Source organism: Amycolatopsis sp. NPDC049868, from assembly GCF_044461365.1.
Classification (GTDB): domain Bacteria; phylum Actinomycetota; class Actinomycetes; order Mycobacteriales; family Pseudonocardiaceae; genus Amycolatopsis.
The window spans coordinates 1-21,450 of record NZ_JBITKV010000028.1 but is presented as its reverse complement, the minus strand read 5'-3'; the positions used below and the strand labels follow the sequence as shown (position 1 = coordinate 21,450).

Annotated in this window: 18 protein-coding genes; 15 read left to right on the top strand and 3 right to left on the bottom strand. The window is 67.5% G+C overall.

Going from position 1 to position 21,450, the window contains the following annotated elements; genetic code table 11:
• Positions 1 to 217: 217 nt before the first annotated feature.
• The 9 genes from pqqB to ACIBTM_RS46320 all read left to right on the top strand — a co-directional run bounded on the left by pqqB (position 218) and on the right by ACIBTM_RS46320 (position 10,211).
• The gene (gene pqqB / locus ACIBTM_RS46360; RefSeq protein ID WP_395883479.1) at positions 218 to 1,126 is read left to right on the top strand and encodes a pyrroloquinoline quinone biosynthesis protein PqqB; all 909 of its coding nucleotides are present in this window, start codon (positions 218 to 220) and stop codon (positions 1,124 to 1,126) included.
• Positions 1,123 to 1,818, top strand: a complete 696-nt coding sequence (gene pqqC / locus ACIBTM_RS46355; RefSeq protein WP_395883478.1) for a pyrroloquinoline-quinone synthase PqqC — start codon at positions 1,123 to 1,125, stop codon at positions 1,816 to 1,818. Before pqqB ends, pqqC begins: the two co-directional genes overlap by 4 nt.
• On the top strand, positions 1,818 to 2,093 hold the full coding sequence (gene pqqD, locus ACIBTM_RS46350; RefSeq protein ID WP_395883477.1) for a pyrroloquinoline quinone biosynthesis peptide chaperone PqqD: 276 nt from the start codon (positions 1,818 to 1,820) through the stop codon (positions 2,091 to 2,093). The genes pqqC and pqqD overlap by 1 nt, the downstream gene beginning before the upstream one ends.
• Positions 2,090 to 3,214, top strand: a complete 1,125-nt coding sequence (gene pqqE, locus ACIBTM_RS46345) for a pyrroloquinoline quinone biosynthesis protein PqqE (protein WP_395883476.1) — start codon at positions 2,090 to 2,092, stop codon at positions 3,212 to 3,214. The genes pqqD and pqqE overlap by 4 nt, the downstream gene beginning before the upstream one ends.
• A gap of 4 nt (positions 3,215 to 3,218) precedes the next feature.
• Positions 3,219 to 5,744 (top strand): aminopeptidase N, encoded by a 2,526-nt coding sequence (gene pepN, locus ACIBTM_RS46340; protein ID WP_395883474.1) that lies wholly within the window; start codon positions 3,219 to 3,221, stop codon positions 5,742 to 5,744.
• 296 nt (positions 5,745 to 6,040) lie between these two features.
• Complete coding sequence (locus ACIBTM_RS46335) at positions 6,041 to 7,084, top strand: LysR family transcriptional regulator (RefSeq protein WP_395883473.1); 1,044 nt, start codon at positions 6,041 to 6,043, stop codon at positions 7,082 to 7,084.
• Positions 7,085 to 7,145: 61 nt separating this feature from the next.
• Positions 7,146 to 8,123: a class I fructose-bisphosphate aldolase gene (locus tag ACIBTM_RS46330; protein ID WP_395883472.1), complete on the top strand. Its 978-nt coding sequence runs from the start codon at positions 7,146 to 7,148 to the stop codon at positions 8,121 to 8,123.
• A gap of 103 nt (positions 8,124 to 8,226) precedes the next feature.
• A complete protein-coding gene (locus tag ACIBTM_RS46325; protein WP_395883471.1) occupies positions 8,227 to 9,192 on the top strand; it encodes a fructose-bisphosphatase class II family protein in 966 nt (321 codons plus the stop codon).
• Entirely contained in the window at positions 9,189 to 10,211 is a 1,023-nt protein-coding gene (locus ACIBTM_RS46320; protein WP_395883470.1) for an HAD-IIA family hydrolase, read from the top strand. Before ACIBTM_RS46325 ends, ACIBTM_RS46320 begins: the two co-directional genes overlap by 4 nt.
• 44 nt (positions 10,212 to 10,255) lie before the next feature.
• On the opposite strand, the gene ACIBTM_RS46315 is transcribed toward ACIBTM_RS46320, so the two are convergent.
• Positions 10,256 to 10,726 (bottom strand): ribose-5-phosphate isomerase, encoded by a 471-nt coding sequence (locus ACIBTM_RS46315; protein WP_395883469.1) that lies wholly within the window; start codon positions 10,724 to 10,726, stop codon positions 10,256 to 10,258.
• A 913-nt stretch (positions 10,727 to 11,639) separates the two neighbouring features.
• Between ACIBTM_RS46315 and ACIBTM_RS46310 the strand changes: the two genes are divergently transcribed.
• From ACIBTM_RS46310 to ACIBTM_RS46290, 5 genes are all read left to right on the top strand, one after another.
• Entirely contained in the window at positions 11,640 to 12,188 is a 549-nt protein-coding gene (locus ACIBTM_RS46310; RefSeq protein ID WP_395883468.1) for a manganese efflux pump MntP family protein, read from the top strand.
• Positions 12,189 to 12,239: 51 nt separating this feature from the next.
• On the top strand, positions 12,240 to 14,477 hold the full coding sequence (katG, locus tag ACIBTM_RS46305; RefSeq protein ID WP_395883467.1) for a catalase/peroxidase HPI: 2,238 nt from the start codon (positions 12,240 to 12,242) through the stop codon (positions 14,475 to 14,477).
• Between the two features lie 243 nt (positions 14,478 to 14,720).
• Positions 14,721 to 15,176 (top strand): MSMEG_3727 family PQQ-associated protein, encoded by a 456-nt coding sequence (locus ACIBTM_RS46300; protein ID WP_395883466.1) that lies wholly within the window; start codon positions 14,721 to 14,723, stop codon positions 15,174 to 15,176.
• A gap of 16 nt (positions 15,177 to 15,192) precedes the next feature.
• Positions 15,193 to 16,875 carry a PQQ-dependent dehydrogenase, methanol/ethanol family gene (locus ACIBTM_RS46295; RefSeq protein ID WP_395883465.1) on the top strand — a complete coding sequence of 561 codons (1,683 nt, stop codon included), beginning with the start codon at positions 15,193 to 15,195 and terminating at the stop codon, positions 16,873 to 16,875.
• A gap of 97 nt (positions 16,876 to 16,972) precedes the next feature.
• Positions 16,973 to 17,167, top strand: a complete 195-nt coding sequence (locus ACIBTM_RS46290) for a recombination activating protein 1 (RefSeq protein ID WP_395883464.1) — start codon at positions 16,973 to 16,975, stop codon at positions 17,165 to 17,167.
• A gap of 14 nt (positions 17,168 to 17,181) precedes the next feature.
• On the opposite strand, the gene ACIBTM_RS46285 is transcribed toward ACIBTM_RS46290, so the two are convergent.
• Positions 17,182 to 18,576, bottom strand: coding sequence for a LytTR family transcriptional regulator DNA-binding domain-containing protein (locus tag ACIBTM_RS46285; protein WP_395883463.1), 1,395 nt, complete (start codon positions 18,574 to 18,576; stop codon positions 17,182 to 17,184).
• Between the two features lie 658 nt (positions 18,577 to 19,234).
• On the opposite strand from ACIBTM_RS46285, the gene ACIBTM_RS46280 reads away from it, so the two are divergent.
• On the top strand, positions 19,235 to 20,686 hold the full coding sequence (locus ACIBTM_RS46280; protein WP_395883462.1) for a LytTR family transcriptional regulator DNA-binding domain-containing protein: 1,452 nt from the start codon (positions 19,235 to 19,237) through the stop codon (positions 20,684 to 20,686).
• A 50-nt stretch (positions 20,687 to 20,736) separates the two neighbouring features.
• Here ACIBTM_RS46280 and rpe read toward each other — a convergent pair whose 3' ends face one another.
• Positions 20,737 to 21,408: a ribulose-phosphate 3-epimerase gene (gene rpe, locus ACIBTM_RS46275; protein WP_395883480.1), complete on the bottom strand. Its 672-nt coding sequence runs from the start codon at positions 21,406 to 21,408 to the stop codon at positions 20,737 to 20,739.
• Positions 21,409 to 21,450 lie beyond the last annotated feature (42 nt).

The window sequence follows — 21,450 nt, the reverse complement described above, 5'->3', positions numbered from 1 at the left end:
CATACCCGGAGGCGCGGTTCCGTGGGCCCGGGACACCTGTTCGCGGAGCGGCGGCTTACCACGATCCGCTCGTGGCGGCAGGGTCGCCGTTCGTCAGTGATTCGACGCCGGTCGTGCGCGATCGATTGTCAGGCCCGGCGTGGACGAAGAAGGTGGGCGAAGACAAACCGAGTTCAGGTCACGGCCGCTGCCAGGGGTCGGATTCGAGGGAGGACGCGTGTTCGTTCATTGCCTCGGAGTGGCGGCAGGCGGTGGGTTTCCGCAGTGGAATTGCGCATGCGCCGGATGCCGTACCGCCCGGGCGAAGCCCGAGGTCGCGACGATGCACGCCGGTATCGCGGTTTCCGGAGACGGTGAGCGTTGGTTCCTGCTCAACGCGACCCCGGACGTCCACCATCAGATCGCGGCGGATCCCGTCCTGCATCCTGGGCCGGAGATCCGGGCTACGCCGGTCGCCGGTGTGCTCCTGACCGACGCGGAGTTCGATCACACGATCGGCCTGCTGATGTTGCGTGAGGAGTCGTCGCTGAAGGTCTATGGGACTTACCCCGTACTGGAGGCGCTGAGTTCGTGGTTCCCGGTCCGTGAGCTGCTGAGCGACTACGCGGATCTTTCCTGGTCGCTGCTCGAAATCGGCAGACCGCTGGAGCTGGACGAGCGACTGCTGGTGACCGCTTTCCTGACCGGTTCGAAGGCGCCGCGCTACGTCGGGAGGTCGCGGCATTCGCCGCATCGCGACTCGTCGGAGTGGGAGGTGGGCTTCCGTCTGCAGGACAAGGTGACGGGCGGAACCGTCGTGTACGCGCCGACGCTGCCCCGATGGGACGCGAAGTTCGCCGAGCAGGTGGCCTCGGCCGATTGCGTCTTCCTGGACGGGACATTTTGGACGGACGACGAAATGTCCTGCCAGGGTGCCGGAAACCGGACCGGAAGGTCCATGGGGCATCTGCCGGTCAGCGGTGCCGACGGTTCGGCCCGGGCGCTGGCGGCGCTTCCGGCGAAACGGAAGATCTATACGCATATCAACAACACGAACCCGATTCTCGACGAAGGGTCCAGCGAGCGGCGGTGGCTGACGAGCCTGGGCATCGAGGTCGGTCGAGCAGGCTTGGAGGTGGAAGTATGAACGCTTGGTCCGCGGAGGAGTTCGAAGCACGGCTGCGGTCGATCGGGGAGAAGCGGTACCACCATCTGCACCCGTTCAACGAACGGATGCATTCGGGAACGCTGACCGAGGAAGAGTTCCGTGGCTGGGTGCGCAATCGCTTTTACTACCAGATGAACCTTCCGGTGAAGGACGCGTTCATCCTGACCAAGCTCCCCGGCAGGGCGGACCGCCGCCGGTGGATTCAGCGCATCATCGATCACGACGGGCGTGAAGGAACCGAAGGCGGCATCGAGAAATGGGTGTGCCTGGGCGAGGCGGTCGGTCTGACCCGCCAAGAACTGTTCGACGTCGACACGGTGCTGCCCGGAGTGCGGTTCGCGGTGGACGCCTACGTGGACTTCTGTCGGCAGAAGCCGTGGCTGGAGTCCGTGGCGTCGGCGCTGACGGAACTGTTCGCGCCGGATCTGCTCAGCAGGCGGATCACCGACGTCCGGCAACACTACCCGTGGATCGCCGAGGAGGGCCTGGAGTACTTCCGGGCGCGATTGACCCAGCAGCCCAAGGACATCGCGCATCTGCTCGAGCTGGTGCTGGAGAACGCGAGGTCCAGGGAACAGCAGGACGCGTGCGCCCGAGCCCTGGAGTTCAAATGCGATGTCTTGTGGAGCCTGTTGGACGCCGTGCAGTTCGCGTACGGCAAGGGCTCGTGATGGACGACAGCGATCTGGCGGCCACCCCCCGGTTGGCGACGAAGGCGATGCTCAAGCACGACAGCGTCCGCGACGTGGAGCTTCTCCTGTTGCCGGAGCGGGTCGTGCTCCTGAACAAGTCCGGTGCGGCGATCCTCGGCCTGTGCGACGGCAGCAGGACCGTGCGGCAGCTGGTCGAGCAGCTCGAGCATGAGTTCGAGGCGACCGATCTGATGAACGACGTGATGACGTTCCTCCGTGACGCGAGCGGCCGGGGCTGGGTGGTGGTCACATGAACGGCACCCCGCAGCCGTACGGCCTGCTGGCCGAAGTCACGCACCGGTGCCCGCTGCACTGCGTCTACTGCTCGAACCCGTTGGAACTGCGCGAGCGGGAGGACGAGCTCGGGACCGACGAATGGGTGCGGGTGATCGGCGAGGCGGCCGGGCTGGGCGTCGTCCAGGTCCACTTCTCGGGCGGTGAACCCCTGGTCCGCGGCGACTTGGAGACGCTGGTCGCCGAGTGCCGCCGTCGTGGCCTGTACACGAACCTGATCACCAGCGGCCTCGGGCTGACCGCTGCACGGGCGGAGTCGCTCGTCTCGGCGGGCCTCAACAGCGCCCAGCTGAGCATCCAGGGGGACGCCGCCGAGTCGACGGACTTGGTCGCGGCGAGCAAACGTTTCGACAAGAAGGAAGCGGCCGCGGGCATCATCCGCGACGCCGGGCTGCCGTTGAACATGAACGTGGTCCTGCACCGGCTGAACCTGCACCGGCTGGACGCGATCATCGACGTCTGCGTGAGATGGGGCGCCGAGCGGCTGGAACTCGCCAACAGCCAGTACTACGGCTGGGCTCTGCGCAATCGCGAGTTGCTGATGCCGAGCAAGTCCCAGCTGGACGAGGCCGTCGGCGTCTACGAACGCCGGAAGGCCGAGTTGGCCGAGCGGATGGAAATGCTCTGGATCCTGCCGGACTACTACGAGCCCTATCCGAAGCCGTGCATGGGCGGCTGGGCACAGAACGCGCTGACCGTGGCGCCGGACGGCGTGGTCTACCCGTGCCCCGTCGCGGCGGAGATCAAGACGATGGAGTTCTCCTCGGTTCGCGACCACGACCTCGGGTGGATCTGGACGAAATCCGCCGCGTTCGAGGCGTACCGCGGCACGGAGTGGATGCCCGATCCGTGCCGCGGCTGTCCGCGCAAGGAGCTGGATTTCGGCGGATGCCGGTGCCAGGCGTTCGCGCTGACCGGGGACGCGGGCCGCACCGATCCGGTGTGCCAGCACTCGCCGGACCACCACCTGGTCCAGGCTGCCCTCGTCCGGGCCAATCAGGAGGACGCCGCGGGGAACGGTGAGGTGATCCGCGAGCAGCTCGTCTACCGACGGCCGACCGTCTCGGCGCGAAGGCGATGACCGCATGCCCGCCGGAAGTCGTGTCGCTGCCGGAAGCAAACTGACGCGGGACGAAGCCGCGGCGCGCTCCGCCGCGATCTTCGGCGTCCAGTACACAGTGGACATCGACGTGACGCTGGGGGAGCGGGCGTTCGCGACGAGTACGGTGGTCCGTTTCCAGGCCGGGACCGGGAGCGGCCCTGTCTTCCTCGACTTCGCGGGAACGGTCGAGTCGGTCGAGTGCAATGGCCGCGCGCTGGGGCCGGAGGCACAGGACGGGACGCGCGTCCGGCTGGAGGTGCGGCCCGGCGCGAACACGGTCAGGGTGGCGGGCACCGCTCCGTACTCGCGAACCGGTGAGGGGCTGCACCGGTTCCGCGACCCGCTCGACGGCCGCGTCTACCTGCACACCAAATTCCAGCCTTTCGCGGCGCACAAGGTGTTCGCCTGTTTCGACCAGCCTGATCTGAAAGCCACGGTCGAACTGGCCGTCACCGCCTGCGACCAGGCGGTGGTGGTCGCCAATGCCGGCCTGATCGAGTCGCGGGCGGCCGACGGGCGGACGGTGTGGCGTTTCGAACCCACGCCACCACTGCCGCCGTATCTGGTGGCCTTCGCCGTCGGACCGTTCCGCCGGCTGAACTCGCATCACCGCGGAGTTCCGCTGGCTTTGTACGCGCGGGAGTCGCTCTTCGCAGAACTCGTCACGGACGCGCCCGAGCTGTTCGACGTGATCAGCCGCGGCCTTGACTTCTACAGCGGGTTGTTCGCCCTGCCGTACCCGTTCACCAAGTACGACCACGTCTTCGCGCCCGAATACGCGTTCGGCGGCATGGAACACCCTGGCTGCGTCACGCTCAACGAGCGGTTCCTGTTCCGGCACCGGGTCACCGACGACAACCGGCGGCGGCGGGCGGAGGTGCTGCTGCACGAGATGGCGCATATGTGGTTCGGCGACTATGTGACCCTGCGCTGGTGGGACGACCTGTGGCTGAACGAGGCGTTCGCGGAGCTGATGTCGATCGTCGCGCAGCGCGACGCGACGCGGTACGGGGAAGGCTGGACCGCGTACGCGCACCACGCCCTGCCGGTGGCCCGGCACGCCGACCGGTTGCCCACCAGCCACGCGATCCGGGTCGAAACCGTCGACACCGACGCCGCGAGGGTGAACTTCGGCCCGATCGTCTACAAACGAGGCGCCGCCGTCCTGCGCGACCTCGCCGGGCGCCTCGGATGGGACACCTTCGTCGCCGGGGTGCGGACGTACCTGCGGGCACACGCGTGGGGAAACGCCTCCCTCGACGACTTCGTGGCGGCGCTGCGACAGGTGTCGGACGAGGATCTGGATCGCTGGGTGGACGAATGGCTGCTGCGCCCGGGTGTCAACACGGTCGAGGTGTCCCGGCTCGCCGCCGGTGACCGGCTGGTACAGCTTCCCGATCCGGACGTCCGGCCGCGTCACCTGAAGCTCCGCGTCGCCGCCTTCGACGACCACGACGGCAAGCTGGTGCTGCGGCGGCGCGTGCCCGTCGTGCTCACCCCCGGCGGGCCCGAAGTGGGACTCGCCGTATTCCGCGGCCCGGACCTGCTGGTGCCCAATGACGACGCGGTGTGCCACGTCAAGGTCAGGCTGGATCCGCGATCCCGCCGGACGGCCTTGCGTGCTCTGTCCACAGTGGACGACCGACGGACGCGAGCGGTCGTGTGGGGAGCGCTGTGGGATGACGTACTCGACGCGCGATTGCCCGCACGGAGCTACGCGTCGGCCGTACTCACCCACGGCGTACGTGAGAACGACGACGGCGTTCTGGAGGCGCTTCTGGAGCGCGCCGTGCAGGCGGTTCGGGTCTACGGAGATCCCCTCGAACGGCACCGGGCGCTCGAAGCCCTGACGCATCGCGTCCGCGTGCAGCTGGCGAGTGCCGCGCCGGGTGGTGATCGGCAGCTGGTGTTCGCCCGTGTTCTCGTGAAGGTCGTGCGGACCGGCGGTCACGGTCTGCTGAAGGAGATCGTGCGCGGACGGTCTCCCTGGGCCGGCTTGGAAGTGGACCTGGACCTCCGGTGGCGGAGCCTGTTCCGGCTCGCGGCGATCGGAGGCGACGTCGGCAGGCTGCTGGACGTCGCGCGGGAAGCCGATCCGGGGGACAGCGGCCGCCGGAACACCTTGATGGTGGAAGCCGTGCGCCCCACGGTCGCGGCGAAGGACGAGGCGTGGGCGCGGTTGTCCGGCGACGACCTTTCGCTCGCGGAAAAGAAGGCCGTCATGGCGGGGTTGCGGGAGCCGGGGCAGGAAGCCTTGCTCACCCGGTATACGGACCGCTATTGGCAGTGGCTGAAGGGCTTGCCGTCCACCGCCCAGCCCGAGTTCTTGCTCGCGTTCGCCCGCGCGCTCTATCCCCGGTTCACCGACGACGCGCACGGCGTGCCGGCGGACACCGATGCGTCGCTGGAGAGCGGACTGCTCCCGGACGAGGTGCTGAAGGCCGTCCGGGAGGAGCGGGCCGAACTCCTCCTCATCCGCGCCGCGCGGGCGTGTGACGCGGCTCTCTGACGGGACCCGCGACAACGAACGGCGGTGGATCGAGGACGAATGGGGTCTTCGCTGCCACGAAAGGGAGCGTGAGCCTGTTCACACCAGTCCTGGCTTCCGGTTCGGCCCGTAAGTGGCCTGGTGCACACCGTTCGTTCTCGGGTGCCGGGCGTTCGTGCCGGACGGATTGACCACGTGCTCCGCGCCCCGCAGGCTCGATCCACAGCACGGGGCGCCGGTGGCGGTCGGCACATTCCCGGCGTCCCGTGCGATTCGAACGCGACAGCACGACGAAGTCCGGAATGAGAGGTGAAACCGTGGTCCTTCCGTCAAAGATGCCTCAGCTCGCAGACCTCGATCTGCTGCTCTCGGTGGAAAGCCACGGGAGCGTGGGAAAGGCCGCGCAAGCGCACAGCCTTTCCCAGCCCGCCGCCAGTATCCGGATCAGCGCGATGGAACGGCGCCTCGGACTCAAGCTGCTGGAGCGCTCTCCCGCCGGATCGAAGCTCACCGAAGACGGGGAGATGCTGGCGAAGTACGCGCGCAATGTCATGCAGGCGGCGAGGGAGTTGCTCGAATTCGGCTCCGGGGCGAGGTCATCCGGCGCGAAACGGCTCCGGATCGCGGGAAGCCCGGCGGTTTCCGAGCACTTGATCCCCGAATGGCTGAACCGTTCGGGTTTTTCGTTCGGTGAGGCGCGCGTCGAGGTTCAGACGGGCAGCGTGGAGACACTGCACCGGCTGATCCGCGCGAGCCACGCCGATCTCGCGTTCATCGACGGCTGGTGCCATGCCGGAGGGCAAGGGCGGGAACAGTCCCGTGAAGACCTGATGAGCCGGTACATCTGCGACGACAAGCTGGCCGTGGTGGTCGGCTCGAAGCACCCATGGGTGACGAGGAACAGCCCTTTGACGGTGCAAGAGCTGGCGGCCGCTCCGCTCGTGCTGCGCGAGCGCGGCTCGGGGCTGCGCGAGTTCACCGACGAACTGCTGGGAACCGCACGGGTCCCGCGTGGCTACGTCGAATTCCCTTCCAGCGCCGCGATCAAGCAGACGGTCGCGACCAGCCGCCGGGTGACCGTGCTGAACGTCTCCACCGTGCGGTCCGAACTCGCGGAAGGGCGACTGCATCTGGTGACCGTCGACCAGGAGATGCCGGCCAAACCCATTTACGCGACTTGGAGTGAACGCCGGGGTCTCCCGGACCACGCGAAGGAACTCCTGGAGATCGCGGTGTCCAAGGGCAGCCCGATACCGCCGGTCGTCGTGCCGGGGCAGCAACCGAGGACGGTCGACTGGCGGAAGCGCAAGCACTCGCGAGAGCCCAGCTTGGCGGGCGACGGACACGGATCGATGACCTGATTCAGACCGCTCGCGGAAATGTCACACCATCCGGTGTCCGATACAGGAGGAGCAACAATAGATGTCAGCCCTGAACAAGATCGCGCGAACGATGGTCTCCGACCGTCGCGGTATCCTCGCCGCCGACGAGAGCATCGGGACGATGTCCGCCAGGCTGGAGAAGGTGGGCGTCGAAGCGACCGCGGAAAACCGCCGGGTGTACCGGGAACTGATCGTCACGACTCCGCGGCTCTCGGAATCCATCAGCGGGATCATCCTCGCGGACGAGACGTTCCACCAGAAGGTGGGCGACGGGCGCACGTTCCCGGAATTCCTCGAAGACATCGGGATTCTCACCGGGATCAAGGTCGACACGGGAGCGAAGCCGCTGGCGGGATCGCCGGAAGAGAAGATCACCGAGGGCCTCGACGGCCTGCGTGAACGAGTGACGGACTACGTGCGGCTCGGCGCGACGTTCGCCAAGTGGCGGGCGGTGATCACGATCGGCGAGGACGAGCCCTCGGCCCGTGCGGTGCGCGCGAATGTGCACGCCCTGGCGCGGTACGCCGGTCTCTGCCAGGAGGCCGGCCTGGTGCCGATCGTCGAGCCCGAGGTCCTGATGGACGGGGACCACTCGCTGGAGCGGTGCCGTCAGGTGACCACGGCCGTACTGGAGTCGCTGTTCGAGGAACTCGACCTGATGAGGGTGCGGCTCGACGGTATCGTCCTCAAGCCGAACATGGTGGTCGCCGGGACCGGTAGTCCGGAGCGGCCCACGGTGGCCGAGGTCGCCCAGGCGACGGTGGAGACCCTGCGGGAGACCGTGCCGTCGTCCGTGCCAGGGATCGCGTTCCTTTCCGGCGGGCAAAGTCCCGAGGTGGCGACGCAGCACCTTGGGGCTATGCAGAAACTCGACCCGCTTCCCTGGGAGCTCACCTACTCCTTCGGACGGGCGCTCGTCGGGCCCGCCCTGGAGGCCTGGCGAGGCGACGAAGGCAACCGGGTCGCCGCCCAGAACGCGCTCTCCGAACGAGCGGTCGCGAACGCCGCCGCCCGCTGATGCGGTTCGCGTCCGCTTGAAGGGCGGCCGGTCCGGCCACGCGGACATCCGGGCCGGCCGCCCGCGGCGCTGTTTCCTTGCTCGGTCGAGTGAAGTGAGAACGATGAAAACTCAGGAATGGGACATCCCCGGCAGTTCGGGGGCGGCGATCGAGGGCTCCGGTCAGGCTCTCGCGCTCGAACTCGTGCGCGTCACCGAGGCGGCCGCGATCGCGGCGGGTGGCTGGGTCGGGCTCGGGGACGAGAACAGCGCCAAAGCCGCCGCCACCCATGCGATACGCGAACTCATCGGGTCGGTGAGGATGCGCGGCGTCGTGGTGACGGGCGGTACGCCGGTCCTGTTCGCCGGCGAGGACGTCGGGAGCGGGGACGGCCCGGTATGCGACGTCGCCATCACCGCGGGCGACGGTGCGCTCTCACCGGTCAAGGACGTGCCGCACTCCCTGTCGGCGATCGCGGTGGCCGAGCGGGGCGCGTTGTACGACCCGTCGTCGGTCGCCTCGATGGAGAAGCTGGCCGTCGGTCCCGACTGCGTCGACGTCGTCGACATCCGCCGCCCGGTGGCGGAGAACCTGCGAGCGGTCGCCAAGGCCAAGGACATCCGCGTCTCGGACGTCGTCGTCGCCGTGCTCAACCGCCCACGGCACCGGGATCTGGTCCACGAGATCCGCGACGCGGGCGCGCGGGTCCATTTGCTGGAGGGCGGTGACGTCGCCGGCGCGGTCGCGGTGGCGCGGCCCGAGAGCCCGGTGGACATCCTGCTGGGCGCCGGGGGAGCGGCGGAGGGGGTCGTCGCCGCGGCCGCCCTGACCTGTTCGGGTGGCTCATTGCAAGCCCGGCTGCCGGACGGGAAGGTCCTCCACACCGAAGACCTGGTGGGCGGGGAGAACATCCACTTCTGCGCCACGGGAGTGACCGGAAGCGAGTTGTTGCGAGGAGTGCAGCACTACTCGGGCCGCGTTGTCACACAGTCCCTGGTGATGTCTTCGAAGCCGGAGACGGTGCGGACGGTGCGGTCCGAGCGCCCGCACGCCGTTCGGCGCGAGCAGGAGGGGCGCCGGAGGGCATGACGGGCGAGAACACCGGGGACGATCCGCTGATCACGCGGTACCGCGGCCTGATCTGCGACCTCGACGGTGTGGTCTACCGCGGCCCCTCGGCCGTTCCCCACGCGGTGGAGACCTTGAACCGCGTGACGGCGCGAGGCGTTCCGGTGGTGTTCGCGACCAACAACGCGTCTCGTCCGCCCGAGGACGTGAGCGACCATCTCCGCGGGCTGGGAGTCGCCTCGCGGGGCTGGTCGGTGGTCACCAGTTCGCAGGCGGCCGCGGCATATCTGGCGGAGCTTCTGGGGCGGGGGACGCCTGTGTTCGCGGTGGGCGGTCCGGGTGTCGCCCGTGCGCTCACCGAGGCCGGGTTGACCCCGGTCCGCGAAGCGGATCTCGACGGTGCGCCGGTGGAGGCCGTCGTCCAGGGGCTGGGAACCGACGTCACCTGGCGGGAGCTGGCGGCGGTGGGCAGGCTCGCCGACGCGGGAGCCACCTGGGTGGCCACGAACGTCGACCTCACCTTGCCCACGTCGTACGGGCGGGCGCCCGGCAACGGGGCACTGGTCGCCCTGGTGCGGACCGCAACCAGCGCATCCCCTTACGTGGTGGGCAAACCGCGAGCGGACCTGTTCGACTTGGCGCGCCACCGGCTCGGTACCGTTCACTCCGAGACCCTGGTGTGCGGGGACCTGCTGGACACCGACATCGAGGGTGCCAACTCGGCCGGCCTCGACTCGCTCTTCGTCCTGAGCGGCGCCTCCCGCCTCCGCGATCTGGCCTTCGCCGAGCCGTCCGCGCGTCCGACCTACGTCGCCGCCGACCTGAGCGGGCTGCTCGCGCCCGGAACGCCGCTGCGGGCCGGCTCCGAACTCACGTCGGATGCCTTGTCCCGTCTGCCGAATACGGTCGGCGACGACGAGCTGCTGCGGTCCGTCGTCACCACGGCGTGGGCCGTCCGTGACGCGGGCGGCGAGGTCTCCGCCGACGACGGCCTCTGGGAGAAGATCGAACAGCAGCTGAGCCGAGGCCGTTCCGCGTGAAGGCCCCCTTCCCTCGGCTCAGCTGAGGGAAGGGGGCCTTCAGTTCAGTTTCCTGGCAGGGTGGGCGCTTCACCGGTGCTCTCGTAGCCGGACAGCAGGTCGATCCTGCGCTGGTGCCGTCCGCCCTCGAACGCGGTGGTCAGAAACGCGTCCACGATGTTTTCGGCCTCTTCGACCGTGTGCATCCGGGCGCCGATACCCGCCAGCAGCGCGTTGTTGTGCTGCCGGGCGAGCTTGGCGGTGTCCACGCTCCAGGTCAGCGCGGCGCGTGCGCCGGGCACCTTGTTCGCGGCGATCTGTTCCCCGTTCCCTGAGCCGCCGATGACGATACCGAGGCTGCCTTCGTCGGCCACGACGCGCCGTGCCGCCTCGACACAGAACGGTGGATAGTCGTCGTTCGCGTCGTAGACGGACGGCCCGACATCGATCGTTTCGTGGCCGAGCGCGGAGAGCCTTTCGACGAAGTGGTTCTTGAGTTCGAGTCCGGCGTGATCGGAGCCAAGGTAGATTCGCACGTCGGCAGTTTAATCCCGGAGTCGTGGACCGGCGGATCGGAAATCGGCCGATCGTCATCGAAAAGCCTTATAGGTCAAGGTGAAGTTCTTATGGCCGCGGTTGACCGGTCGCTGATGGATGGTCAGGGGGCGCGTGTCGCGAAAGCCACTTTCGCGACGTGTGATGTCCCGAAAGTGGCTTTCGCGACACGATCGGAGGCGGCCACGAGAGGACCGGCCACCGCCCCCGGCACTTCTCGGACAAGTTGAATCGCCACTCGTGACCGGAGGGCCCGCGATATCCGCTTCGAATCACCAAGAGCGACGCTGGCCGGTGGCCATGCGACTTCGCCGAGACCCTGGTGGGACGGTCGAGTGCCGCGTCCGTCCGTGCACCCACCCGTCCCGTTCGTGGGCTTCAGGACGCCGTTCGGCACCGGTTGCCACCCAGTGGTTCAAGGTCGGTTGCACCGGCTTCGTTAAAACGAGGATGCTCTTTCATGGCCGCGAAATTTCGTGAGTTGGTCCTCGAGTTTGCGCGGATCACGAATGCCCGGTTCGCCCCGTCGCCGGGCGTAGTCAACAGCTAGGAGGAAATATGAAGTGGGAAACTCCGGAGTACACGGTCGTCGAGGTGTGCGCTGAGGCCACCGGCTACTTCTACCGTGGCTGACGGCCGGGCTCCAGGGCCCGTGCCGTTCGTTTTCCCGTAGTCGCGGCAGGTACCCGAAAGCCTGCTTCCCGGCTACGCCGGCGTTGACGCAAGGCCCCGGACCGGAAACTCGGTCCCGAGGGGCCTTGCGTCACGCCTTTCGACAGTCCACCGGCGAAGTCACGAGCTCCCCGTGGGTTGTGAGTTCCGGCCATCGAGAATCACACCGTTTTCCGGCTCGCTCTCCGTGGTCACCCTGCTTGTACTTTCGAGGTGGTTCAGATGTCTCTTGAATTCCTGCCACTGCTCGCTCTCGCCTTCGGACTCAGTCTCGACAACTTCCGCTCCTCGATCGCCATCGGGACGATTCCGTTCGGCTGGCGGCGCGCCTTGCAGGTCGCACTGGTCTTCGGGATGTGGGACGCGGTGGGGCCGCTCTTGGGCGGATTCCTCGGTAGCTATCTGGGCGATTTCCTCGGGGATTGGGCCGAGTACATCGGGGCGGCGGCGCTGGGGTTGTACGGCGTGTACTTCATCATCGGAGCGATCCGTCATCCGGAGCCGAAAGACATGGATCATCCATGGGTGACCCTGTTCGGAATGCCGCTTTCGCTGACCGTCGACAATTTCATCGCGGGTGCCGGGCTGGGGATCGCCGGTTTCTCCCTCGTGGTCCCGATGCTTACGTTCGGCGCGATGACAGTGGTCATGTCGTTCGCCGGCCTGTACGTCGGGAGGATGGCCGCCAAGGTCGTCCGGATCCGGTCCGACCTGTTCAGCGGGATCTCGTTGCTCGGCGCCGCGATCCTGTTGCCACTGGTCTTCGGTTGAGCGGTGTGGCCGTTCCGATGACAAGGCGGCGATGGCTTTGGGGAGGCGACGATGCCCGAGAATCCCGATACCCACGTCTACCGGACCTACGACAAGGTCCTGGGCGAGACCCGGCGGGCCCGGCGGCGGAATCATCCGGCGGCAGGCGGCGACGCCAACGATTGGTGGCCGGATCGGGTCGACCTGACGGCCCTGCGCCGGCGTCGGCCCGAGGACGACCCGCTCTTCGCGGACTTCGACTACGCCGAGCAGTTCAAGACGCTGGATCTCGGTGAACTGGCGCGTGACATCGACGAAGTGCTGACGACCTCGCAGGACTGGTGGCCTGCCGACTTCGGTCACTACGGACCTCTCGTGCTGCGCATGGCCTGGCACGCCGCGGGTACCTACCGCGTCAGCGACGGCCGAGGTGGTGCGGGCGCGGGGATGCAACGCTTCGCCCCGTTGAACAGCTGGCCGGACAACCGCAATCTGGACAAGGCCCGCCGGTTGTTGTGGCCGGTGAAGAAGAAGTACGGACGCAGGATCTCCTGGGCCGACCTGATGGTCTTCGCCGGTAACCGGGCCTTGGAATCCATGGGGTTCAAGACTTTCGGCTTCGGCGGTGGCCGGGTCGAGGTGTGCGAACCCGGCGAGCTGTACTGGGGCCCGGAACGCAAGTGGCTCGCCGACGAACGCCACAGCGGCCTGCACGAACTCGACGAGCCGCTGGCGGCCGCCGAAATGGGGCTGATCTACGTCGATCCGCAGGGCCCGGCCACCAATCCCGACCCGGTGCTCGCGGCCCGCGACATCCGGGAGACCTTCAAGCGGATGGGCCTGAACGACGAGGAAACGGTGGCGCTCATCGCGGGCGGGCACACATTCGGAAAGACGCACGGCCCGGCCGATCCGAACGTGACCGGTGGTCCCGAGCCCGAGGCCGCGCCCCTCACCGATCAGGGGCTCGGCTGGATGGGTGGATGCCGCAGCGGCGTCGGGGCGGACACGGTCACCAGTGGGCTGGAAGGGATGTGGACGCGCACGCCGGTCCAATGGGACCACACGTTCTTCGAGACGCTGTTCGAGTACAAGTGGGACGTCGAGCTCAGCCCGGCGGGGCTGTGGCAGTGGATCCCGAGCGACGGCCAGGGCGAGGGCACCGTGCCGGACCCCTTCGACCCGGACACGAAACACCACCCGGTCATGCTCACCACGGACCTCTCATTGCAGGAGGACCCGGTCTACGAGTTGATCTCGCGACGTTTCTTGGAGCACCCGGATCAGTTCGAGGACGCCTTCGCACGGGCGTGGTTCAAACTGACCCACATCGACATGGGCCCGATCCGGCGTTACCTGGGGGCGCTCGTCCCGGCCGAACGGCTGATCTGGCAGGACCCGGTACCGGAGATGGACCACGAACCGGTGGACACCGGCGACATCGCCTCGCTCAAACGCGAGATCCTCGGCTCCGGTCTGACGGTGGCGCAGCTCGTGACGACGGCGTGGGCCTCGGCTTCGACGTACCGCGACAGCGACAAACGCGGCGGGGCGAACGGGGCGCGTATCCGGCTCGAACCGCAGTGCGGCTGGGCGGTCAACGAGCCCGAGCAGCTGGCTGTCGTGCTGTCCGCGCTGGAGGCGATCCAGCGGCGGTTCAACGAATCCCAGCGGGGGGACAAGCGGATCTCGCTGGCCGACCTGATCGTGCTCGGCGGGTGTGCCGCGGTGGAACACGCCGCCGCGGCCGGCGGTCACGAGGTCGAGGTCCCGTTCCGGCCGTGGCGCACCGACGCGACCCAGGAATGGACCGACGTCGAGTCGTTCGGCGCGTTGCGGCCGAAGGCGGACGGCTTCCGGAACTACCTGGGTGACGGTTTTCGGGCGGCCCCAGAGCATTTGCTGATCGACCGGGCGAATCTGCTGACGTTGACCCCGCCCGAGATGACCGTGCTGATCGGCGGGCTCCGGGTGCTCGGAGCCAACCACCGGCGTTCCTCGATGGGGGTGCTTACCTCGTCGCCGGGGGTGTTGACGAACGACTTCTTCGTCAACCTTCTGGACATGGGGACGGAGTGGGCGCCGAGACGGCACAAGGACGTCTGGACGGCGGTCTACGAGGGCCGTGATCGAGGCAGCGGCGAAGTGAGGTGGACCGCGAGCCGGGTCGACCTCCTTTTCGGTTCGAACTCCGAATTGCGGGCGCTTGCGGAGGTTTACGCGAGCGAGGACGCGGGAGGGAAGTTCGTCAGGGATTTCATCGCGGCATGGGGCAAGGTCATGGAACTCGACCGGTTCGGTCCGCAGTGATGTCCACTGGCTGGAATTCCCTCCGTGCCAAGGAGTTTCGCACGAACGGTACCCGTCGCCGGGCGAACGGCGGAATCGGGCCGGTCGGAGGCAATGGATATCGGAACGACTTTCCCGGAGGTAGGGTTCGGACTCGTTGCACAGATCAAGCGCTGAATACGAGAACGTCGAGTTTTCGGGTGAGCGATATTTCAGCGAATCTATCGAAATAGGCATTTCCTGCTGACGAGGAGGTGAAGTCCGATGACGATTGCCCAGGAACGAGAAGATCTCCTGGCCGAGATCGGCGGACAGAACAGGGCCACCATCGGAGCCGTGCTCGGGTCCGGAACGATCGCCAAGGCGACCGAGCGTGCCGACGGGACAATGGAAGCGACCATCCGGATCCGTGAGGACGCGATGACGTGGGAACCGGGGGTGCTGATCCTGCCGCACGCCGGAATTCTCGAGCTGACGATCATCAACGACGACAAGAACACCCACGCCTGTCTGCTGCCCAGCAACGGCGACAAGCAGTTCATCGGCCTGCTGAACCACTCCAAGGGCACCGCGACGCTCGAACTCGACGGCCCCGGCTGCTATTGGTACGGCTCGCCGGCGGGTAACGACGAGGGCCGTGGCCTGACCGCCGCCATCGTCGTGACCGGCGAAGTCCCGCCGGAAGCCAAGCTCGACCGACCCGCCCAGCCGCGGCCGTAGAAAGGCAGGAATCACCATGACTCTCGAATACGTCGACGCCGGGAAGGCGTTCGACCACAGTCAGCTCTCCAACCTGCCGCACAGTGCGCCGGACGTGACGCGCGGCGTCAACTACGAGCGCATCCTCCAGGCGCGCAGCGAATCGCACAACTGGATCACCTACTACGGCGACTACGACGGCAAGCGGCACAGCCTGCTCGACGAGATCAACGCCGACAACGTCAAGAACCTGAAGGTCGCCTGGATTTTCCAGGCGAGCGCGACCGGCATGATCGCCTCCACCTCGACCTACGCCTTCGAGGCCTGCCCGCTGGTCGTCGACGGCGTCATGTTCGTCACCGGCTGGGACGGCTGGCTCTGGGCGCTCGACGCGAAGACCGGCGAGCAGCTGTGGCGCTACAAGCACGCCATCCCCATCGACGTCACGCTGTGCTGTGCCAACGTCAACCGCGGCTGCGCGGTGGCCAACGGCAAGGTCTACATGGTGACCCAGAACGCCCAGCTGGTCGCGCTCGACGCCACCAACGGCCGCAAGGTCTGGCAGAAGACCATCGGCGACGTGCGGGCGGGCGAGAGCGCTTCGATCGCCCCCCTGGTCATCAAGGACACGCTCATCACCGGTTCCGCCGGCGGCGAGTACGGCGTCCGCGGGCACATCGACTGCTGGGACCTGGAGACCGGAGAACAGCGCTGGCGCACCTACACCGTGCCGAAGCCGGGTGAGCCCGGTTCGGAGACCTGGCCGGACGACGGCGAGGCCTGGCAGCGCGGCGGGGCGAACCACTGGGTCACCGGAACCTACGACCCGGAGCTGAACCTCTACTACGCGGGCACCGGCAACCCGGCTCCCGACTTCGACGGCGAGGTCCGTGAAGGGGACAACCTCTACACCGACAGCGTGGTCGCGGTGGACGTCGACACCGGCGAGATCAAGTGGCACTACCAGTTCACCCCGCACGACCTGTGGGACTACGACTCCACCATGGAGATGACCCTGTTCGAGCGGGACGGCAAGAAGCTGCTGGCCCACTTCGACAAGAACGGGTACATGTTCGTCCTCGACCGCACCAATGGCGAGCTGCAGCACGTCACGCCGTTCGTCGACCGGATCGACTGGGGAGTCATCACCCGCGACGGCAAGGTGACTCCGCGGAAGTACCCGGACAAGGAGGGCGAGCCCTGCCACTTCTTCCCCGGCCCAGCCGGAGCGAAGGAATGGACGCACGCGTCGTACAACCCGGACCTCGATCTGTTCTACGTCCCGGTCGCCGACGTGGGCGCCACCGCCACCCGGCGTCGTCGTGAGTTCAAGGAGGGCATGCCCTACTGGGGTGCCGCCGTCGAGGTCGACATCGACAACATGGCCGGATCGGTCAGCGCGTTCGATTCCCACGGTGAGGAGAAGTGGCGTCACCGGCTCAACAACATGCCGATGGCCGCCTCGACCCTCAGCACCGCGGGGAACGTGGTGTTCGCCGGCACGCCTTCGGGTGAGTTCCTGGCGCTGAACTCGGAGACGGGGGAGAAGCTCTGGAGCTTCCAGTGCGGCAGCGGTCACCACAGCAGCCCGAGCACCTTCGTCGTCGACGGCAAGCAGCATGTCGCGGTGCCGGTCGGCTGGGGTGGCTGGCTCGAAGGGATCGTCCCCGGGCTGTCCGGTCAGGGGCATGGCGCCGCGTTGATCGTTTTCTCCCTGTGACAGGGGATCTTCACTGAGGTACCGGCCGGTGGCCGGGTCGCCGCGGCGACCCGGCCACCGTTTCGGTGCTTCGGGCGACGGAAGTCAAGGTGAAACGATGAACCAGCCGACGATGGCCCGCCAGGAGCGGTTGCCGTGCCTGTACTGCGGCGAGCGTTACGGACCGGACGACGTCGCGCGGCACACCGAACCGGTGCACTGTGGGCGCTGTATCACGTGCGTGGGCAAGCCCGAGTGCTTCGAGTGCCGCCTCATGTACTGCGTCTGCGACGTGCACCGGTACCGAGGCTGATCGGGTCGCGCCGGTCAGATCTCCAGTGCCCGGCGCACCATCGGCGCGTTCCGCCGGGAAACCGGCACCATGGTCTGTTCCTGGTCGTCCATGACCAGGAAAAGTTCGCCCTTGTAGCGCCGTTCTACCTCCCGGATCCGGCTGAGGTTCACCACGTACTGGCGGTGCACCCGGAGGAACCCGGAATCGCTCAGTTCGGTTTCGAGCCGGTCGAGACCCGGCGAGGCGGATCGCAACAGTCCTTGGTCGGTGGACAGCCACACGTCGTTGCCGTCCGACTGCGCGAAGGAGACCTCGGGGAGCCGCAGCAGGACCATGCGATTCTCGCGCGTCGCGACCATCCGATGCGGCTGTGTGCGAAGAGGGGTGTCCTCGACCGCCCGGTGCACCGGCTCCCCTTCGGACACACCGAACGCGACGATGTTCCCGATCAGGTGACCGGACAGGAAGACCGGCCGGAAGCTGATCGACGTCGGCTCGTTGGCGAGCCGGGTGCGGATCTGCGTCGAACCGGACCAGCCGGGATTGCGCGTAGCCTGCCCGGCGGCGTATTCGGCCGCCCGGATGAACTCCGGCAGTTCCGGTTTCCAGCGGACCGCGGGATCGGGTGCCGGCGTGGAGCCCGGGATGCCGAGGAGCACACCCGCGGTGTCGTCGGCGAGCACGACCCGGCCGGCGGGGTCCACGGCCGCGAGCGGTGCCCGCGAGCCCGACCTGCCGTGGTTGAAGGCGGCGATCAGTTCGGCGCCGTCGTCCTTGGCGTGCTGGCGCAGGATGCGCTGGGTCTTCGTGGCGGCGTTGCCGAGCCAAGTCCCCACGGCGGCGGGGAGTTCGCCGCGCCAGCACGAGATGTTGAGCACCGCGATCGGCTTCCTGGTCACCACGTCCCGCACCGCCACTCCGGCGCAGGTCCAGTCGTGGAAGGCCGCGCACCAGTGCTCGGCGCCGCGGATCAGCACGGGGGCGTAGGACATCAGCGCGGTCCCCATACCGTTCGTCCCGGCGGCGCCCTCGGCCCAGCAGAACCACGGCGCCAGGTTGGCGTCGGCGGCGACGGTGCGCGTGGCATGATCACCCCATTGGGCCAATACCCGGCCGGAGGCGTCGGTGATGGTCACGATGCCGCCGAGGGTGTTGACCTCGTGCGCCAGGGAGGCGGCGCGGAAGCCGAGTTGTGCGATCACGACGTCGTGCTCCAGCGCATGGCCGACCTCGGCGACGGCCGCCGGGGCCTCGGTGAGGCACGGGTCGACGCCGTACTGATCACGGCACCGGTGCCAGGAGATCGCGATCTCCGGCCTCACGCCGCGGAGGTCGTCCTCACCGCGCGCGAACCGCTCCCATGCCTCACGCACAGTCGTGCCTCCGCGACTGTGGGCGGCCTGCTCGGGCCGGCGTACCTGTGTCATCTGAGACCGCCTTTGGTCTGGTGTCGGCACCGGACGGCATAGGCCCGACCGGTGCCGCCGCAAGCTAAACTTTTCCCGGATTCCAGGGCAAGCTGCCTGGGACGAGTGCGAGTGAACGCCCTACGAACGGTCGTGAAGCGAGGACCGGCGGTGGCCGTCGGTACATCAGCGGTCGATGCGTTTCCCGCGCCGGGAAATCGTGTATCTCTATTCATCGCCGGTAAGGCGAACCTGTCTCGGTGGTGCGGGGCAGGTGACTGTGACGCATGGGTTGGAGGTGTGTCGCCGGTTGGAGGCCACGTTCACCCCGCACCGCACCTTTGCCTAGCCTCGCGATAAGTGAAAATGTTTCCGGTCTTCTGCCGCAGGTATGCGAATTCATCGAGGTGGCGTCGTATTCGGGAAATGCCCGGACGATCGATCGTGAATCGCTTTGGGCGACAATTTGCCGACGGTTAACCGTAGCCGGGGTTCACGTGCCCGTCGGCTGGGTACCTCCCGTGCCGGCGTGACCCGCCGATCAGGTGGTTCTACAACAACGTTTCCTAACGATAAGAAGTTGTATTGAAATCTCGTGTCGCATCGGGTTACCTTGTTTCCTCTGCCACCGCCCGGCGGTACCAGGAAACCCCGGTGCGCCGGCGACAAGGAGGTCGCGATGACCGGGAGAGTGCCGCCGCTCGTGATCGCATCGAGTCGGCCCGGCAGACGTGACCACGTGGCCGACGGTTCGCTGGTGACCACCTCATCGGCGAGAGAAGTGGCTCGTGCGTGGGAGAACTTCGCCTCGGGAGAGGACATCGAGACGGGTGTCCGGCCCGAAATCCTCGCGTCGTGGTATCGATGCCGGGATCGGTACGAAGTGGACCGGAGACTGGACGTCGCTCCGGGAGCGCGAGGCGATGAAGCCCAGCGGGCCGACAACGGCGTGATCTTCACGGCGCTGGGTGGTCTCGGTGCGTTGGCCGGCCAGGAAGTCGAACAGGACGGCGCCGTCGTCACCGTCACGGACGGCGACGGGCGTGTCCTCGGCGCCTGGGGCGATCCCTCCGCCCGGCGGCGAGCCGAGCTGCACAACCTCGCCCCGTGGTCCTCGTGGTCGGAGGAATGCACCGGTACGAACGGGATGGGGACTTCGCTCGAAGTGTCCGGCCCGGTGACGGTCACGGGGCCGGAACACTGGTGCGAGGCCTTTCATCAGTGGGCGTGCGCGGGCGTTTCGATTCGCGACATCGTGACCGGCGCACCGGTCGCGTCGATCAACATCTCCCGCTGGAACGCGTCGCTGTCCAAGTTCGTGCCGCCGTGGCTGACGAAAGCGGTCGCGTGTGTCGAGCAGGAAATCTATCGGCGCGCGATCTACGAGGCGGACAAGGTGATCGCCGAATTCACCAAGGAATCCACTCAGGCCGGTGGCTCCTTCCTGGCGATGGACCGCGGCGGGAACATCATCGCCGCGAACGAATCGGCCGTCGCGTTGCTCGGGCTGACCGGCGAAACGCCCATCGTCGCGGGTGCGACCGAACCGGCGGAGCGCTGGACCCCGGACATTCCAGGGCTTCCCGACGTGGTGCGGTGGGCCAGGAAACAGGCGCAGGGAAGTCCACAGTGGAGCGGCTACGCCCGGCTGCCGGTGTGCCCCGGCGAGGAGTCCACCTCGTTGACCCTGCGTTCCGTCGTCGACGCGAACCACGTGGTGGGCCTGCTGTGCGCGTTCGGCGTGCAAGAAGGTGAGGCATACGACGGAAGTTCCGGCGACGTGGTCGGTTCACTGCCGCGCTGTGTCATCGGGATGCGGAAGGACAGGCTTGTCCTCCTGGCTCCGTCGGAGATCCGCTATGCCGAAGCCGACCGGAACATCGTCTGGCTGGTCACCGAACGAGGCAGGATCCAGGCCGCTACCCGCGGCCTGGACAACGTGGAGCGGATGCTGACACCGCATGGGTTCCGCCGGGTGCACCGGCGGTATCTGGTCAACCTTCGCCGGGTGGCCGAGCTGGAACGTGGCATCAAGGGCGAACTCTTCCTGATCACGGATTCCCGTTCCCCTGAACTGGTTCCCGTTTCACGGCGCCACGCCCCGGATCTCCGGCGGATGCTCGGAGTGTGAAAGCGGGGTCTCGGACTCCGAGACCCCGCCCCGGCCCGGCCTCGGTCAGGTCACCGTGGCCAAAGGGCTTCCACCTGGCCACGCAGTCCCTCCACGGCCCGTGCGGGATCCTTGGCCGCGTAGACGGCGGAACCGGCAACGAAGCAGTCGACCCCGGCCTCGGCAGCCTGCTCGATCGTGTCGGCGTTGATGCCACCATCGATCTCCACCACCAGGTTCAGATGGCCGGTGTCCACCATCGTCCGCGCCTTGCGCACCTTGTCGAGGACGTCGGCGATGAACTTCTGCCCGCCGAAGCCGGGCTCCACCGACATCACCAGCAGGGTGTCGTAGTGTTCGAGCACGCCGAGGTACGGCTCCAAAGGCGTGTCCGGTTTGATCGCCAACCCCGCCTTCGCGCCGGCGGCTCGCAGGTTCTTCGCGAGCATGATCGGGTCTTCGGCGGCCTCGACGTGCACCGTGACGTTGTAGGAACCCGCTTCCGCGTAGCCGATCGCCCACCGGTCCGGCTTCTCGATCATCAGATGGCAGTCCACCGGTATGTCGGTGGTGGCCAGGAGCGACCGTACGACCGGTAATCCCAGGGTCAGGTTCGGCACGAAGTGCGCGTCCATGACGTCGACGTGCAGCCAATCCGCGCCGCGCCCGGGTTTTCCTTTCACCGCGGCCACTTCGTCGGCGAGCCGGGCGAAGTCGGCGGACAGGATGGACGGGGCTATCAAGGGATTCTTTGTCACGACATCGAGCGTAAGACGCCCTGAGAC

What these genes read in the sequence shown, in the direction of transcription:
- pqqC (WP_395883478.1), top strand. Translation starts at nt 1,123, where the DNA reads ATGAACGCTTGGTCCGCGGAGGAGTTCGAAGCACGGCTGCGGTCGATC.
- pqqD (WP_395883477.1), top strand. Translation starts at nt 1,818, where the DNA reads ATGGACGACAGCGATCTGGCGGCCACCCCCCGGTTGGCGACGAAGGCG.
- pqqE (WP_395883476.1), top strand. Translation starts at nt 2,090, where the DNA reads ATGAACGGCACCCCGCAGCCGTACGGCCTGCTGGCCGAAGTCACGCAC.
- pepN (WP_395883474.1), top strand. Translation starts at nt 3,219, where the DNA reads ATGCCCGCCGGAAGTCGTGTCGCTGCCGGAAGCAAACTGACGCGGGAC.
- ACIBTM_RS46330 (WP_395883472.1), top strand. Translation starts at nt 7,146, where the DNA reads ATGTCAGCCCTGAACAAGATCGCGCGAACGATGGTCTCCGACCGTCGC.
- ACIBTM_RS46325 (WP_395883471.1), top strand. Translation starts at nt 8,227, where the DNA reads ATGAAAACTCAGGAATGGGACATCCCCGGCAGTTCGGGGGCGGCGATC.
- ACIBTM_RS46320 (WP_395883470.1), top strand. Translation starts at nt 9,189, where the DNA reads ATGACGGGCGAGAACACCGGGGACGATCCGCTGATCACGCGGTACCGC.
- ACIBTM_RS46310 (WP_395883468.1), top strand. Translation starts at nt 11,640, where the DNA reads ATGTCTCTTGAATTCCTGCCACTGCTCGCTCTCGCCTTCGGACTCAGT.
- katG (WP_395883467.1), top strand. Translation starts at nt 12,240, where the DNA reads ATGCCCGAGAATCCCGATACCCACGTCTACCGGACCTACGACAAGGTC.
- ACIBTM_RS46300 (WP_395883466.1), top strand. Translation starts at nt 14,721, where the DNA reads ATGACGATTGCCCAGGAACGAGAAGATCTCCTGGCCGAGATCGGCGGA.
- ACIBTM_RS46295 (WP_395883465.1), top strand. Translation starts at nt 15,193, where the DNA reads ATGACTCTCGAATACGTCGACGCCGGGAAGGCGTTCGACCACAGTCAG.
- ACIBTM_RS46290 (WP_395883464.1), top strand. Translation starts at nt 16,973, where the DNA reads ATGAACCAGCCGACGATGGCCCGCCAGGAGCGGTTGCCGTGCCTGTAC.
- ACIBTM_RS46285 (WP_395883463.1), bottom strand. Translation starts at nt 18,576, where the DNA reads ATGACACAGGTACGCCGGCCCGAGCAGGCCGCCCACAGTCGCGGAGGC.
- ACIBTM_RS46280 (WP_395883462.1), top strand. Translation starts at nt 19,235, where the DNA reads ATGACCGGGAGAGTGCCGCCGCTCGTGATCGCATCGAGTCGGCCCGGC.